Here is a 17,714-nt window from a genome sequence, read left to right on the forward strand (position 1 = left end):
CCTGTACCGGTGTGGAAACCGATGCCACCGTAACCATTCCTGGTTACGTTTGTGGCGCTGAGGCCGGTAACGAAGTGACTTGTACCGCCACCGCCGGCCAAAACGGCGTCGATGGTGATGAACAAGCCACCGTCACCGATGCCGCGGGCAATGCCAGCATGGCCAATGCCTTCTTTACTTTGGATGACACCCCTCCAGCCGCGGCTGTGTGTGTGGTCAGCCCCAATCCAGCCAATGACGGCACCGCTTTGACCGCGACTTGTACCGGTGTAGAGACCGGCGCCACCGTGTCAATCCCCAACTACGTGTGTGGGGCCGAAGCGGGTAACCAAGTGATCTGTACCGCCACCGCAGGTGCAGGCGGCGTGACTGGCGATGAAACCGCCACCACCACCGACACCGCCGGTAACAGTGCGACATCGAACGTGCCATTCACTTTGGACAACACGCCACCGGCGGTTCCGGTCTGTACCGTGACTCCCGATCCGGCCAACAATGGCACCGCCCTGACCGCCACCTGTACCGGCGTGGAAACCGGGGCGACATTAACCATCCCAGGTTATGTCTGTGGCGCCGAAGCAGGCAACGCTGTGATTTGTACAGCCACGGCGGGCCAAAACGGTGTGGATGGTGATGAACAAGCCACCGTCACCGATCAAGCGGGTAATGCCAGCGTGGCCGATGCCTTCTTCACTTTGGACAACACACCACCGACTGCGGCTGTGTGTGTGGTCAGTCCCAACCCAGCCAATGACGGCACCGCCCTCACCGCGACTTGTACCGGTGTAGAGACCGGCGCCACCGTCTCGATCCCCAACTACGTGTGTGGGGCCGAAGCCGGCAACCAAGTGATTTGTAACGCCACCGCAGGCGCAGGCGGCGTGACTGGCGATGAAACCGCCACCACCACCGACACCGCTGGCAACAGCGCCACATCGAACGTGCCGTTCACTTTGGACAACACGCCACCGACCATTGGTACTTGTACCGTGACCCCAGACCCGGCCAACAACGGCACCGTGGTCACCGCCAATTGTACTGGCGTGGAAGCCGGTGCCACCTTGACCATCCCGGGCTATGTTTGTAGTGATGGCGGCGGTGGTAACTGGTCTTGTACCGGCACCGTGGGTGTCTCCGGCGTGGACGGCGATGAAACCGCCACCGCCACCGATGCGGCCGGCAATACCGCCACCACCCCAGCCAACTTCACCCTGGACAACACGCCACCGGCTGTCCCAGTCTGTACCGTGTCTCCTGATCCAGCCAACAACGGCACCGCCTTGACTGCGACCTGTACGGGCGTGGAAACCGGGGCAACCTTAACCATTCCAGGTTATGTCTGTGGCGCCGAAACCGGCAATGAAGTGACCTGTACCGCCACCGCAGGCCAGAATGGCGTGGATGGTGATGAGCAAGCCACCGTTACTGATGACGCTGGTAACACCAGTGTGGCTGATGCCTTCTTCACCCTGGACAACACCCCTCCGGCAGTTCCGGTCTGTACCGTGTCTCCTGATCCAGCCAACAACGGCACCGCCTTGACCGCCACCTGTACCGGCGTGGAAACCGGTGCCACCGTGACCATTCCTGGTTACGTTTGTGGCGCTGAGGCCGGTAACGAAGTGACTTGTACCGCCACTGCTGGCCAAAACGGCGTGGATGGTGATGAACAAGCCACCGTCACCGATGCCGCCGGTAATGCCAGCGTGGCCGATGCCTCCTTCATTTTGGACAACACCCCACCGGCTGCCGCTGTGTGTGTGGTCAGCCCCAACCCAGCCAATGACGGCACCGCTTTGACCGCGACTTGTACCGGTGTAGAGACCGGCGCCACCGTGTCAATCCCCAACTACGTCTGTGGGGCCGAAGCGGGTAACCAAGTGACCTGTACCGCCACCGCAGGTGCAGGCGGCGTGACTGGCGATGAAACCGCCACCACCACCGACACCGCCGGTAACAGTGCGACATCGAACGTGCCATTCACTTTGGACAACACGCCACCGGCGGTTCCGGTCTGTACCGTGACCCCTGATCCGGCCAACAATGGCACCGCCCTGACCGCCACCTGTACTGGCGTGGAATCCGATGCGGTCGTCACCATCCCCGGTTACGTGTGTGGTGCTGAGTCAGGCAATGAAGTGACTTGTACCGCCACCGCCGGCCAAAACGGCGTGGATGGCGATGAACAAGCCACCGTCACCGATCAAGCGGGTAATGCCAGCGTGGCCGATGCCTTCTTCACCCTGGACAACACCCCGCCAACCATTGGCACCTGTACCGTGACCCCTGACCCAGCCAACAACGGCACCGCTTTGACTGCCACCTGTACCGGCGTGGAAACCGATGCCGTGGTGACCATTCCTGGTTACGTCTGTGGCGCCGAGTCAGGCAATCAAGTGATTTGTACGGCCACCGCTGGACAAAACGGCGTGGATGGCGATGAAACCGCCACCGCCACCGATGCCGCTGGCAACACCGCCACCACCCCAGCACCTTTCGTGTTGGACAACGTGGCCCCACCGGCCCCAGTGATCAATGCCCCAACCAATGGCGATCCGGTGACTGGTACCGGTGAACCCGGTGCCACCGTCACCGTCACCACCCCTTCTGGGGCCACCTGTACCGCCGTGGTGCAGTTGGACGGCACCTGGTCTTGTTCCTTGTTCCCCACCCCAGTGGATGGTGAGGACATCACCGCCACCCAAGAAGATGAAGCAGGCAACACCTCACCACCAACCACGGTGGTCGGTGGCATTGACCTGACCGCACCTTCGGCACCGGTGATCAACCCCGTGGTTGAAAACACCGACCCCATCACCGGTACCGCTGAGCCATTCACCGTCATCAACCTCACCGGTGTGAGCTGTGACAATGATCCGGTGATCACCAACGCCAGCGGCGTGTGGACTTGTGTCACCAGCACATCCTTGCCATTGACCCCAGGTGATTTGATTGTGGCCACCGCCACCGATGCGGCCGGTAATGTGTCACAACCAGCCAGCACCACGGTGGGCAATTCAGCCACCCAATCGGTGGCCCCCACCGTTAATCCGGTGCCCAATGGCGCCACTGAGATCACCGGTACCGCGGTACCGGGTTCGACCATTGATGTGGATGGCATCACCTGCAGCAATGCACCGGTCACAGCCAATGCCAGTGGTGATTGGATCTGTTTGTCACCCAACCCCGTGCCAGTGACCGATGACATCATCATGGTCACCGCCACCCAAAGTGGTTTGTTGGAAAGTCCACCGGTCTCAACCACCGTGTATGATCCAGGCACCACCGCCCCACCCGCGCCACAAGTGAACCCCACCGATGGTGATCCGGTCTCCGGCACCACCATCCCCAATGGGGACATCACGGTGTTGGACGATTTGGGCAATGTGTTGTGTACCACCACCGCCGATGCCGCCGGCAATTTCTCTTGTTCACCAGTGTTTCCATTGCCTGCACACAATGATGTGTTGAGTGTGATCGTCACCGACAGCAACGGCAACTCGTCGTTGCCCACCCAAGTGGTGGTTGATTCGCAAGCACCGACTGCTCCGGTGTGTACCGTGAGTCCGGATCCGGCCAACACCGGCACCGCCCTGACCGCCACCTGTACCGGTGTGGAAACCGATGCCACCGTAACCATTCCTGGTTACGTTTGTGGCGCTGAGGCCGGTAACGAAGTGACTTGTACCGCCACTGCTGGCCAAAACGGCGTCGATGGTGATGAACAAGCCACCATCACTGACATCGTTGGCAACAGCAACACCGCTGACGTGTTCTTCACCTTGGACGACACCCCACCGGCAGTACCGGTGTGTACCGTGGTACCTGACCCAGCCAGCACTGGCACCGCTTTGACCGCCACTTGTACCGGTGTGGAAACCGATGCGGTGGTGACCATTCCGGGTTATGTCTGCGGCGCCGAAGCCGGCAATGAAGTGGTGTGTACCGCCACCGCCGGCCAAAACGGCGTGGATGGCGATGAACAAGCCACCATCACCGACTTGGCGGGCAATGCCAGCAACGCCAATGTGTTCTTCACTTTGGATGACACCCCACCAGTGGCTGGGGCCATCACCTCAATCAGTGATGACACCGGTGTCAGCAACACCGACTTCATCACCAATGACAACACCTTGTTGATCAATGGCACCGCGGAAGCCGGCGCCAGCGTGGAAGTGTTCGTCGATGGCCTGTCCATTGGCACCACCACCGCCGATGGCAGTGGCAATTGGACCTTTGACTACACCGGCACCACCTTGGTTGATGGCGATTATGACTTCAGTGTGGTGGTGACTGACGGCGCCGGCAATGTGTCGCCGCCTTCAGCCGATCAAACCGTTCGCATTGACACCGTGGCCCCAACAGCTGCCAGCATCACTTCGGTGTCTGACGACAATGGCGTCAGCAACAATGACTTCATCACCAATGACAACACCTTGTTGATCAATGGCACCGCGGAATCTGGCGCCACCGTTGAAGTGTTCCTCGATGGCCTGTCGATTGGCACCACCACCGCCGATGGCACCGGTGCTTGGACTTTCGATTACACCGGGACGGTTTTGGCCAATGGCGATTATGTGTTGACCGCTGGGGTCACCGACGCCGCAGGCAATGCCGGCCCTGCCTCTGCACCACAAGCGTTGACCATCGATGCCAGTGCCCCGGCTGCGCCGGTTTGTGTGGTCAGTCCAGACCCCGCCAGCACCGGTACCGCTTTGACGGCCACCTGTACGGGCGTGGAAACCGATGCCGTGGTGACCATCCCAGGCTACGTCTGTGGCGCCGAGTCAGGCAATGAAGTGACTTGTACCGCCACTGCCGGACAAAATGGCGTGGATGGTGATGAACAAGCCACCATCACCGATGTGGCTGGCAACAGCAACAATGCCGATGCCTTCTTCACGTTGGACGACACCCCACCGGCGGCACCGGTGTGTGTGGTCACGCCCAACCCGGCCAATGACGGCACCGCCTTGACCGCCACCTGTACCGGCGTGGAAACCGATGCCACGGTGACCATCCCCAACTACGTGTGCGGCACCGAGTCGGGCAATCAAGTGATTTGTACCGGCACCGCAGGACCGGGCGGCGTGACTGGCGATGAAACCGCCACCATCACCGATTTGGCGGGTAACAACAACACCACCATCGTGGCCTTCACCTTGGACAACACCCCGCCGGTAGCCCCGGTTTGTATCGTGTCGCCCAACCCAGCCAATGACGGCACCGCCCTCACCGCCACCTGTACTGGCGTGGAGAGCAATGCCACAGTGACCATTCCCAATTACGTGTGTGGCACCGAAGCAGGTAATCAGGTGATTTGTACTGGCACCGCAGGACCGGGCGGCGTGACCGGCGATGAAACCGCCACCATCACCGATCTGGCGGGTAACAGCAACACCACCATCGCGGCCTTCACCCTGGACAATGTGGCACCGGCCACCCCGATCATCACTGCACCTGTGGATGGCACCACCATCAATGATGCCACGCCACTGGTGGTGGGTACCGGGGAACCCGATGCCATCATCACGGTGACCGGCCCCAGTGGTGAAAGTTGTACCACCACGGTGGATGTCAGTGGCAATTGGTCATGCACCTTGAGCCCGGCATTGGCCGATGGCAGCAACCTGATCACCGCCATCGCCGCCGATGAAGCCGGTAATGAGTCCGGTACCGACAGCGTCACAGTCACCATCATTGCTGGACAAGCTTATGATTTGTTGATCAATGCTCCGGCTGAGTTGGTCACCACCGAGATGGGCGGCACCGACACCTTTGAAGTGTCCTTGCCTCTGACCCCAACGGCCAACGTGACAGTCAATTTTTCCAGCAGCGACTTGACTGAAGGTACGGTGGCTCCAGGCTCAGTGACGTTCACCCCGAGCAATTGGGACCAACCCGTGACCATCACCGTCACCGGGGTGGATGATGTGGACTACGATTTGGATCAGAATTACCAGATCATCACCTCGGCCTTGTCATCCGGTGACAGCAACTATGACGGGGTGAACCCAGTTGATCTGGATGCGGTGAACATCGATGACGATGAAAGCCCGAACTTGACGGCCTTCATCACCAACTGTGTGGCTGGTGTGCAACCTGATGAAGCCATGTTGTATGAACTGTACATCACCAACACGGGTAACAAAGACATCGTGGGCGCCACCGTGACAACGGTGATGGGCAATCAAGTCAGCACGCCCACATGGGTCTGTCAAGGTGTGAATTGTGATGCCACCAGCGGATCCAATGACATCAACCAGACTGTGGATTTACCGGTCGGGGCAGAAATCGTGTATTTGATTGACACCAATGTGACCGGGCCATTGATGTCATTCATTGACGTGGAAGGCGCCGTGGCCATGCCAGTCAGTGAAACCGATGTCGACCCCAGTGACAATGTGGCATTTGACAGTGATTTGATCTACCAATTCATCTTCAAAAACAGCTTCGAATGTGTGGCACCTGGTACCGTGCAATCAACCAAGGCGTTGTTTGACTCGTTGCAGAAGTAAGCTGTTTTGTGTCTGAACAAGGCCGGTCATCTTGACCGGCCTTTTTTTGTCAGAAAGGCAGTCAGCCGACTGCTCGATGGATCTCAGGCAAATTGATTAAGGAGCCAGGCGATCAATGCGCCATTCATCGCCATCCTGTTGATACAAGAAGCGGTCGTGTAAGCGATTGGCTCGGCCCTGCCAAAATTCATAACTGACTGGCTTGATGCGGTAGCCACCCCAAGCATCAGGCAAAGGAATGGTGCCGGCTTTGAATTTCTCTTTCATTTGTCGCAGCATGGTTTGCAACACCGAACGGCCTGAAATGACCTGGCTTTGTTCCGAAATCCAAGCCCCCAGTTGAGAACCCCGGGGTCGTGAGGTGAAGTATTTGAAAGACTCTTGTTTGGAAATTTTTTCCACCGGACCTGAAATCCGCACCTGGCGTTCCAAGTCATACCAGGGAAACAACACCGAGGCCTGTGGGTTGTCGGCCAATTCATTGGCTTTGGCACTGCGGTAGTTGGTGAAAAACACGAAGCCTTGTTGATCAAAAATTTTCAACAGAACGGTCCGCACTTGTGGCATGCCATCAGGTCTGACGGTGGCCAGGCACATGGCATTGACTTCTTTGATTTCAGCGGTCCTGGCTTGTTCAAACCACAGGGAAAATTGCGCCAAGGGGTCTCTCTTTAAGTCTTTTCTGCTGAGCCCCGATTGGGTGTATTCTTTTCTGATGGCACCGATGTCCATGTTAACCTCGTTTCAGTTTTCGCCAATGATACAACGCCAACAACAAAAACAACAACGGCAAAACCAATAACATCAATGCCGCAAAGGACAACACCTCTTGCGGCGTCAGCAACAACTGGGTTTGGCCGTGCCCAATGCTGGGCAAATCGATGCGGTCATCGTGTAACAACAACCAGTCCAACAAACGAAATGACATTTCCAGGTTGCCACCATCATACAGGTGTTCATCGCTCAAAAAATCAATGTCACCCACCACCAGCAAGCGGCTGTTGCCCAGCTGCCCGGTGGCCGCCAGGGTTTGGCCTTGTTCATTTTGCCAGAGGCTTTGGTTGGCCGTCTCAAAGGGCATGGCACCCACCAAATTCAGCGGCCGATCAAAGGCTTCGTTCAATGGATGGGCTGGAAAATGCTTGATCACCAGCGACCCTTGGTGGTAACCGTCGGTGGGCATGACATCGAACATCAAAGCCAAATTGGGTTGGGCTTGGATGGTGGTGGGATCGGCCAGCCACAGCAAGCTGATGCCTTGATTGAATTGTTGTTCCAACCATGTCACGGCGGTGTCATCCAGGGTCTGAGCGGGTGCCGGCAAAACCACCAATTGGGTTTGGGCAGGCAACTGTAAACTCGGGTTCCAGGACAACACGGCGGCTGGATAATTGGCCGCAGCCATGGCATTCAGCCACGCATTCAGGCTGCCAGCCTGACCCGGATTGAAGGACCGGCCGCCCACCTGATCCAACAGCACCACCCATCGATCTTGGGGCTGATCCAGCTGTTTCAGGCCGTTGAAAAAAGCTTCATAAGACAAAGTCGACAGTTTGAAAGATTGATCGCCGTCGCGAATCACCATTTCCCCTTGTTGGGTGATGTTGAGCTGTTGGACCCAGTCTTGGTGTTGGCTGGGATCCAGAAAATTCACTTCAACCCGGGGCAATACCGCCAGCAATGGCTGCAAGAAATTTCCCACCAAACTGGCTGCAGCAGAATCCGGCAAGGCAAAAACATCAATGACCAACTCATCTTGTTGCGCCAATACTTGCTGGGCTGACGGGGGGATCAAATCGGCGTATGCATGCTGCGGATGCCAATTGGGCAACCATCGGGCCGCGCCATAAACCAGTACCAACCACACCACCAGTACCCAATAGCGAATCACAACTGCCGCCTCAAGCGAGTGACTTGGTGGCCCGCCAACCACAGCAGCACCCAGCTGCCCAAGCCAAAATACAACACCGAACTCAAGCCCACTTCGGCGGCCATGAACCACTGCAAATGATGGGCTGGTGACATCAGAACCAACCAGTTGATGCCATATTCATCGCCCACCCCGGGGCCACCCAATATCCACAGCATCACAAACACCACCGCATTCAATAACACGGCAGTACCGGCTTGTTGACAATGGCTGGACAGCAACAAACCCAAGGCTGTGAACCAGCACAACAGCAACACCATGCCCAACACCCCACAAGCCACTTGTAACCAATCCACCGCGCCGCCCACCTGCAGCAATGCGGTCATCACCAGCACGTGCAACAAGACAAAAGCCAACACCCCAGATTGGGCTTTGAATTTATTCCAGATCAGGGCATGATCGCTGCTGCGGTTGATCAACAAGTACCACAGGGTTTGTTGCGATCGTTCTTTGGCGATGGCCAGACCGCTGGTATAAGCCACCAACAACAGACTCAATTTGACCACCATCAACATCATGGGCACCCACAGGTTTTGGGTGATGGTTGGTGGATTGGGCAGTTGCACCAAGGCCGACTGTAAACTGTTGTAGCGGTCAATCATCTGCCAGCCCATCCAGGCCATCAAAAAGCTCAACACCGCCAGCATCAACCAAGTGCCTGGCGCGCGAAAAATCAGCTTGCGGTCCTTGCTGCTCGGATTCACCAGCCACCCCCCACTTGGGTTGGGGACTGATGGTCCACAGACACGGCATGGAATTGTTGCATGACCCCTTGGTACAGTTCATTGAACGGTTGCTCTTGGTGGTAAGCTGCGGCATGCAACACGCGGCCCCGATGCATCACCACGACCCAATCGGCCATGGCTTCGGCTTCATGCATGATGTGGGTGGCCATCACCACCGTTTGCGCTTGACGCCAATTGGCCACCTGCTGTTTGAACAACATCATGACCTCGGGGTCCATGCCATTCATCGGTTCATCCAGCAGCAGCAACCCGGCTTGAGACAGGGTCAATTGGGCCATGGACAAGCGTTGTCGAAAACCCAACGACAGATGGGCCGTTAATTTGTTTGCCTCAGCCTGTAACTGCCAGGCACTGAGGACCTCATCGATCGAGGTGGTTGGGGTCATGGCAGATTGATCCGCCACGAATTGCAACTGTTCAGTCACCGTCAAGTGTGGATAAAAAACCGCCGGTTCCGGCATCAAAAACGCCCCACCGGAATCACTCATTGAACCAGACCCAGAGTCGGGTTGACTGATGCCAGCCAACACCCGCAACAAAGAGGACTTGCCGGCACCATTGGCCCCCAGCAAAACCGTGATGCCAGGAGTCGGTAATTCCACCGTCACATCATCCAAGATTTTTTGTCCAGAACGGGTCAAATTTATTTGTTTTAATTTCAACTGCTTGGAAAATTCAGTGGCTTTATCCATACGTCAGGGTACGTGTTTTTCTCTGGCTATTGTCAATTGATTTCATTATAGTGAGCATTCCCGATAAAACAAACCTCTAATTATGAATCAATTTTTGGCATTTCTGGAAACCGGTCTGTTGGATTTTTCAGCCTGGCAAATGGTGCTCTATACCTTCATTGTGGTGCAAGTCACGCTGTCAGGCGTCAGCTTGTATCTGCACCGGGAACAAACCCACCGTGGTATCCAAATGCACCCGGTGTTGCAACACTTCTACCGCTTCTGGCTGTGGTTCACCACCGGCATGTTGACCAAAGAATGGGTGGCCATTCACCGCAAGCACCATGCCTATTGCGAAACCGAAGATGACCCGCACAGCCCCCAAATTCACGGCATCAAAAAAGTGCTGTTCCATGGGGTCACGCTGTATACCCAAGAAAGGAAAGTGTCAGAGACCATGAGTAAATACGGTCAGGGCACACCCGATGATTGGATTGAACGCAACATCTACACCCGCTTTCATTACCTCGGCATCGTCTTGTTGGCCTTCACCAACATCGCCTTATTTGGGGTGATTGGCCTGTTGATTTATGCCATCCAAATGCTGTGGATTCCATTTTTCGCCGCCGGCGTGATCAATGGCATTGGTCATTTCGTGGGCTACCGCAATTACCGCACCGATGATTCCTCACGCAACATCTACCGCTTCGCCTTTTTCATTTTCGGCGAAGAACTGCACAACAACCACCACGCCTTTCCCTCCTCATGTAAATTCGCCCACAAGAAAGGGGAACATGATTTGGGTTGGTATGTGATCAAAGGCCTGAACAAACTGGGCCTTTGTCAAATCAAAAAAGTGGTGCCCGATTTGTTTGTGGACGAACAACAAAAAGACATGGACGGTGAAACCGTTAAAGCCATCTTGACCCATAAATTCAATGTCTTGCAGGTTTACATCAAAGACGTCATCAAACCGACCTTGACCGAAGAGTATCAAAATGCTTCCAAAGCCTTCAACAAACGGATCAAGAAGTTCACCCACAGCCTGTCGCTGGATCCCCAGTTCCTCAAAGCCGACATCAAAACCAAATGGAGTGCTTACTTCGAAGACAGCCAATCGCTGAACACTTTGTTGCAATACAAAAAGGATTTGCAGGCCATTTGGGACAACAACACCAAATCCGTGGAAGAGATGATTGCGGACTTCAAGGCCTGGTGCAGCCAAGCCGAGCAAAGTGGCAATCGCCTGTTGCAAGAATTTGCCGATACTTTGCGTCGTTACAAGTTACAGACCTTTGCTGCCCGTTGAAGGGATTGAATCAAGCATCAAAAAAACCGGGCCATGCCCGGTTTTTTTTGGGTTCATCAGAACGGGTTGATCAGGGACAGTTCAAAGTTTCAAAATCATTTCTGAATACGTAATCCTGCACATTGACCGTGAAGGTGTAGGTCACCGAAGTGTCGTCACCTCCGTTGGCCACGCCACCGTCATCTTGCAATGCCACCGTCACTTCAGCGGCCCCTGCATTACCAGAGATGACATAGACCAAATCGCCATTGTTGTCGACATCAATGCTGCTGAGTACCCCATTGGGATCACTTTGGATGTTGACAATCATGTCTCGCACCGCCTGATCGGCGTCCTCATCATTGGGGCCAAAATCGAATTGACAGGCCAATGATTGAACCGGCGGGCTGCCCAGGTCTGCCAAGCGCAAGTAAACCACATCGTTGATCACCATGCTGGGTTCATCGTTCACGGCATCGACTGTGATCGCGACCGCTGCTGAGTCGCTGCCGCCGTTGCCGTCACTGATGGCATAATCAAAGCCCCCGCTGCCATTGAAGTCAGCCGCTGGCGTGAATTCACAGTTGTTGCCGTTTTGCACCACCGTACCATTGCTGGCATTCGAGCACGAAGTCACACTCAAGGTGTCGCCCAGGTCTGGATCAGAATCGCCATTCAGCACCGCCACCGAGACCATGGTGTCCTCTGTGGTGTTGGCATTGTCATCAACAGCCACCGGATCGTCGTTCACCGGATCTACCGTTACGGTGACCGAGGCCGAATCGTTGCCACCGTTGCCGTCACTGATGGCGTAGTTGAAGCCACCGGTGCCATTGAAGTTCAAGGCGGGGGTGAACTCACAATTGTTACCGACCCGCACCACGGTGCCGTTACTGGCACCAGTACAAGCCGTCACACTCAAGGTGTCGCCGGCATCCGGATCGGAGTCACCAGTCAAGACGGCCACCGACACCAAGGTGTCTTCATTGGTCACAGCCGCATCATCCGCCGCCACTGGATCGTCGTTTACTGGGTCCACGGTGACCGTTACTGCAGCGCTGTCTGAGCCGCCGTTGCCGTCACTGATGGTGTAATTGAAACCGCCGGTGCCGTTGAAGTTCAAGGCCGGGGTGAACTCACAGTTGTTGCCAACCCGAACCACAGAGCCATTCGAGGCGCCAGAACAGGCCGTCACACTCAAGGTGTCACCGGGATCGATGTCACTGTCACCGGTCAACACCGCGACTGAGACCATGACGTCTTCGTCGGTGGTGGCCGCATCATCGACCGCCACCGGATCGTCGTTCACCGGATCAATGGTCACCGTGACCGAGGCCGAATCGTTGCCACCGTTGCCGTCACTGATGGCGTAGGTGAAGCCACCGGTGCCATTGAAGTTCAAGGCTGGGGTGTACTCACAATTGTTGCCGTTTTGCACCACCGAACCGTTCGAAGCGCCGGAACAAGAAGTCACACTCAGGGTGTCGCCGGCATCGACATCGCTGTCACCGGTCAACACCGCCACTGAGACCATGACGTCTTCGTCGGTGGTGGCCGCATCATCGACTGCCACCGGGTCGTCGTTCACCGGATCTACCGTTACGGTGACCGAGGCCGTGTCGCTGCCGCCATTGCCATCACTGATGGCGTAGTTGAAACCACCGGTGCCATTGAAGTTCAGAGCTGGGGTGAACTCACAGTTGTTGCCGTTTTGCACCACCGAACCGTTCGAAGCGCCGGAACAAGAAGTCACACTCAGGGTGTCGCCGGCATCGACATCGCTGTCTCCGGTCAACACCGCCACTGAGACCATCACGTCTTCATCGGTGGTGGCCGCGTCATCGACTGCCACCGGGTCGTCGTTCACCGGATCAACCGTTACGGTGACCGAGGCCGTGTCGCTGCCGCCGTTGCCGTCACTGATGGCGTAGTTGAAACCACCAGATCCATTGAAATTCAAGGCCGGGGTGAATTCACAGTTGTTGCCGTTTTGCACCACGGTGCCATTGGAGGCACCCGAACAAGAAGTCACACTCAGGGTGTCACCGGCGTCGGGATCTGAATCATTGGTCAGCACCGCCACCGACACCATCACGTCTTCGTCGGTGGTGGCGTTGTCATCCACCGCCACCGGGTCGGCATTGGCCTGACAAGTGACCGTGACTGCCACTGTGGCCGATGAACCGCCGTTGATGGTGTAGTTGAAATCATCGGTGGTCACCCCATCGTTACAATAGTCGGCATCCGGGGTGTAACTGACGTTGGCAGCGGTGAAGGTGGTGCTGCCATTGCTGGGTTGGGTCACTGCGGTGACTTCCAACAGCCCCCCATCCGGATCGGTGTCATTATCGAGCACATCGATCACGTTGTTGCTGCTGTTCTCCAGCACGGTGTCGGCATCCGCCACCGCCGTGGGATCATCATCGATGCCATTGATGCCGATGTTGACCGTGGCCAGGTTACATTTCACCGGGGTGCCATCATCACAAGCGTTGTAAGTGAATGAATCGGTCGGTGCTTCATCGCCATTGTGGCTGTAACTGAAGGTGCCGTTGGCATTCAAACTGAAGCTGCTGGCATCGGCTGGGCCTGAGACCAAGACCGCCACCAAGCTGTCGCTGGCGTCCGGATCGGAGTCGTTGTTCAACACGGTGCCTGAGCCGCCATCCAATAATGTGGTGGTGGCCCCTTCATTGACCGTGATGCTGTCATTCACGGCGTTGGGATCCTGGTTACAAAACTCCCCAAATGCGGTTTCATACAGACCACTTTCGGTGGCCCCACCGGTGTTGGTCACGGCGTGTTTGTTGTAAACCCAAAAACACTCGTCATTGGGATCCACCGCCACCGAAGTATAGTCACCCCAGCGGTTGGTACCGCCAAAAGCGCGGTGGTAAAAATCGGTGCCCACCCGAATCGCTTCAGAGGCCCGCATGGTGCCAGCGGCATCACCCGGTGAACGCACCGAAAAATACGATCCGGGGAAGATGCTGGGTGAGGATGCCGAATAGCCCACACCGATGCCACCATCGGCGTTCACCGCAATGGATGGAAAAAAGGTGAAGGTACCGGCTGAAATGTCCTCGCCATCAATGATGCCGAAATCATCCAGGGCAATGGCACCGCCGTTGCCATCAAACACCCACCAGGATGCCGAGGTTTCACCCAGCTCGGTGTTGCTCTCAATGGTCGCCGTCGAGAATACTTGGCCATCACGCCACACCGCGTCCAAAGCGCGCGGATCGTTGGTTTCCAGGGTCAAGCCAGAACCTGACTGTGGCGCCGAAGGCAATGGGCCAACATTGGGCTCGATGTTCCCCACGCCTAAGAATTGTTGGGTGAAACTCACCGCACCTAAGGGGTTGTCGACCCGCACGGTTTGCCAGAATTCATTGCCACCGGCGGCCAAGCGGGAATACGACATCAAATAAGTGCCCATGCCTGCTGGCGGGGTGCCATAGGTGTGTGCCGGTTGGGTGGTGGTGGCCACCCCGCCCCCACCATAAGGATCCAACGGGCCAATCACACTGACCGCACCGCCGCTGTAAAAACCGACTTTGTCGATCATCCACAAACGCACGCCACCATAGCCTCCGGCACCATAACCAAACATGTTACCGGTGATATAGACCACTTCTTCATCCACCGCAAAGCCAGGATAATCAAACCAACGATCGGCGCCACTGATGAACACTTCGCTGTCAAAGGCATGCATGAACCAGGCGCCATTCGGATCCGACGTGGCTGACACCGCCACCAACACCCGTGAGGTGTCGTCTGGATCGCCATTTGCGGTGTCTTGCCGCTCCAGGGTGATCACCACAAAGCGGTCCTCATATTGGTCATACAACACTTTCGGGTCAAAAGTGAAATTCACCGGCGAGACCGGCGCAAAAAAGGTTTCCAGTGAGCGGCTGCTGCCATTCGTGCCATCGGTGTCATAAAACTCAATGGTGGTGTTGAACACATTGACCACCTGGTTGGGGCCAGCAGCCCCATGGGGATCGGCGGGGATGAAAATGAAACCACCGTTGTTAACAGAATTGGTCACCTGGCCACCGGCACTGATGGACGACACCAGGCTTTTGGTTTCAGGTTGTTCTTCAGGCCATGGTTGATCGACTTGAGCCAATTCTTCCGGGCTGATTTTTTCATAGCGGAAGCCGCCTTTTCTGAACTTGGGCGTGGTGTCCATTTCCATGGTCAGTTGGCCTTGCAGCTCTGGGCTCAAAGTCTGGTAGCTGACCGGTGGTTGCACCATGCGCCCGGGCAAGGCAATGCCGTATTCGGTGCCACCTGGTAGTGGTTGGAAACTGGGTGGTATCTGGTCATCAGACAACACCCCAACCTCCGGTTTGTTGGCGGCCTGCTGCTGTTGTTGATCGGTTTCGGCTTGTTCTTGGGTGGTCATCAAGCCCCAGGTGATGGCCAGCAGTAAACCGGCCAGTACAGTCATTTTTAATTTCATTGCTTCCCCTGTTTTTATGGCGGATAATTTTTAAAGGAAGAATCATTGTAATGAAAAAGCCATGACTTGACCAATGAAATGGACCTAACGGCCCACAATGAGTCATATTGACCGCTACCCAACACCGTTGGTCGCCAAAAACTTGGTGGGGTAACAAAAAAAGGCCCTGTTTCCAGGGCCTTTTCCAGCTCAATGTGACCGCTGCTCAGTTTTTCAATTGCGGTGCAATGAAATTTTCTTCCACCGCCTTGCCCAACAAGTCAGGTGGCAACAAGCCTTGTTGCAAAATGAAATCATGGAAGTCCTTTTGCACGAATTGATCTTTCAATTTCAATTCCGTTTTGGCCCGCAACTGTAACAGCTTTTCATAGCCATAGTAGTAAGCCGTGGCCTGGGCTGGGGAGCGGAAGGTGTAGCGATCGATTTCGGTTTGGGCATTCAAATCATCCTCACCCACATCTTCCATCAGGATGCGCTTGGCTTCCGCCGGGGTGATCAAGCCCAAATTCAACATCGGATCCAACCAAATGCGAGCGGCCCGAAGCAAGCGGGCTTGCAATGAATACAACTGACCTTCCAGTGGCATGTATTGCTTGCTGATGGCCTCGGCATACAAAGCCCAACCTTCGACATTGGCAGAGTTGAAGGCAAACAAAGCCCGCGCCGTGGAAACGCCACCACGCAACATGGTGGTGAATTGCAATTCATGACCGGGTCTGGCCTCATGGGCTGACAAGGTCCACATCATGGCCTTAAAAGCATAATCGTTTTTGGGCCAGCTGCCGTCTTCGTTTGGCTCGATTCTGGGTACGATGAACTCAGGAAACTCGCCGGTGTTGCCCACCAAGCGAGGCACATCCAAATGCGCAGCCGGTTGTTGGGCGGTTTCTGCCGCGGTCGCCATGCGCGCCCGGGCCGGTTCATTGGGCAATGAAATCAGTTCATGCTTCTCAATGATTTGATCCAAGGCACGCATCACCGCAGCGTATTCTTCCATCAGTGCATCGCCGTGAACTTGGTCATCCTTCAACAACTCCATCACTTCCCGGTAATCGTTGGTTTCATAACCCATTTTTTCGGCCACCAAAGGGGCCAAGGCCATCATTTCAAAGCGGATGTTCATGAATGCGTTTTGCCCGATCACCATCAGCTCTTCCGGTGACGCATCCACCCCATAGTTTTTCAACTGCAATTCGTACAGCTCACGGGGCAGGACCGCGCTTTCCCGGGTGTTTGGCAGGATGTTGGCTTTGACCCATTCGTTGTAGTCTTTGAGCTGATCCTGCAACAATTGCAAATCGGCTTCATAGCCACTCAGGTCGGTTTGACCAAACACTTGGCTCAATCCATCAATGAAAATGGTCGACCGCTGGATGTCTTGTTCAACCTCACCGCGATAGGGTTTGATCAAATCTTTTTCACCCATGCGCTCGGTCAAGCGTTCTTTGGCCAGCTCCACCAAGGGCTCATAACCTTTGGCGGTGCCGTTGTATTTTTTCAGGCGCACCAACGCCGCTTGTTGGCGCTCAAAAGGCACTTGTTTGTCCAACAAACCATTGAACCCCGCGAAGATCAAACCCACCACGTTGCCGTACGGCAACACCTTGGCATCATTGATTTTGGTCGCTTCGATGTTGTCTTTAACCGACTGAATCATGATCTCAATGTCTTGTTTAACCCGTGGATCGGTGGCTTTGGCCAGTTCTTTGTTCAACATGGCCAGGTTGTCTTCGGCATTTTGTAATTGCCGTTTGACCAAGTCATCGCGCAAATCGAAAATGGCCTCATCGTAGCCATCGACCCCAGTTTGACCAGCAAACTCCGGCGCAAATTTGGCCCCGGACTCGAGAATTTTATAAGCAATGGCATTGGACTTTTTGACCCACTCGGGCTCTTCTGCCCAAGCCGCAGCCTGCCACAGCAACACCATCAAAATGAAAACAGGATTGAATTTTTTGTGCATAGGTATCCACCAAAATAAAGTCAAATCATTATATGAGTATGACTGCCAGGTTACATGGGCTGTAGGTCACGAGTTGTTGGCAGCGCTGGCTTTGTGCCAGACACGGACAAAAAAAGGCCAGCCTGAGCTG

General features: G+C 55.6%; 8 protein-coding genes. 2 read left to right on the top strand and 6 right to left on the bottom strand.

Annotated features, from left to right (window positions below; genetic code table 11):
* The first annotated feature begins 11 nt into the window (after window positions 1–11).
* Window positions 12–6,518 carry an Ig-like domain-containing protein gene (locus K7G70_RS13555; RefSeq protein WP_223789198.1) on the top strand — a complete coding sequence of 2,169 codons (6,507 nt, stop codon included), beginning with the start codon at window positions 12–14 and terminating at the stop codon, window positions 6,516–6,518.
* Between the two features lie 96 nt (window positions 6,519–6,614).
* On the opposite strand, the gene pdxH is transcribed toward K7G70_RS13555, so the two are convergent.
* The 4 genes from pdxH to K7G70_RS13575 are packed head-to-tail and all read right to left on the bottom strand — an operon-like array spanning window position 6,615 to window position 9,886.
* Window positions 6,615–7,250 carry a pyridoxamine 5'-phosphate oxidase gene (gene pdxH / locus K7G70_RS13560; RefSeq protein ID WP_223789199.1) on the bottom strand — a complete coding sequence of 212 codons (636 nt, stop codon included), beginning with the start codon at window positions 7,248–7,250 and terminating at the stop codon, window positions 6,615–6,617.
* A 1-nt stretch (window position 7,251) separates the two neighbouring features.
* A complete protein-coding gene (locus K7G70_RS13565; RefSeq protein WP_223789200.1) occupies window positions 7,252–8,409 on the bottom strand; it encodes a motility-associated ABC transporter substrate-binding family protein in 1,158 nt (385 codons plus the stop codon).
* On the bottom strand, window positions 8,406–9,152 hold the full coding sequence (locus tag K7G70_RS13570) for an ABC transporter permease (protein WP_223789201.1): 747 nt from the start codon (window positions 9,150–9,152) through the stop codon (window positions 8,406–8,408). The genes K7G70_RS13565 and K7G70_RS13570 overlap by 4 nt, the downstream gene beginning before the upstream one ends.
* On the bottom strand, window positions 9,149–9,886 hold the full coding sequence (locus K7G70_RS13575; protein ID WP_223789202.1) for an ATP-binding cassette domain-containing protein: 738 nt from the start codon (window positions 9,884–9,886) through the stop codon (window positions 9,149–9,151). Before K7G70_RS13575 ends, K7G70_RS13570 begins: the two co-directional genes overlap by 4 nt.
* 82 nt (window positions 9,887–9,968) lie before the next feature.
* Between K7G70_RS13575 and K7G70_RS13580 the strand changes: the two genes are divergently transcribed.
* Window positions 9,969–11,174, top strand: coding sequence for a DesA family fatty acid desaturase (locus K7G70_RS13580; protein ID WP_223789203.1), 1,206 nt, complete (start codon window positions 9,969–9,971; stop codon window positions 11,172–11,174).
* 70 nt (window positions 11,175–11,244) lie between these two features.
* On the opposite strand, the gene K7G70_RS13585 is transcribed toward K7G70_RS13580, so the two are convergent.
* Complete coding sequence (locus tag K7G70_RS13585) at window positions 11,245–15,621, bottom strand: Ig-like domain-containing protein (RefSeq protein ID WP_223789204.1); 4,377 nt, start codon at window positions 15,619–15,621, stop codon at window positions 11,245–11,247.
* A gap of 205 nt (window positions 15,622–15,826) precedes the next feature.
* Window positions 15,827–17,584 carry a DUF885 domain-containing protein gene (locus K7G70_RS13590; RefSeq protein WP_223789205.1) on the bottom strand — a complete coding sequence of 586 codons (1,758 nt, stop codon included), beginning with the start codon at window positions 17,582–17,584 and terminating at the stop codon, window positions 15,827–15,829.
* Window positions 17,585–17,714: the final 130 nt, after the last annotated feature.

The organism is Marinicella meishanensis (genome assembly GCF_019931145.1).
Lineage (GTDB): Bacteria > Pseudomonadota > Gammaproteobacteria > Xanthomonadales > Marinicellaceae > Marinicella > Marinicella meishanensis.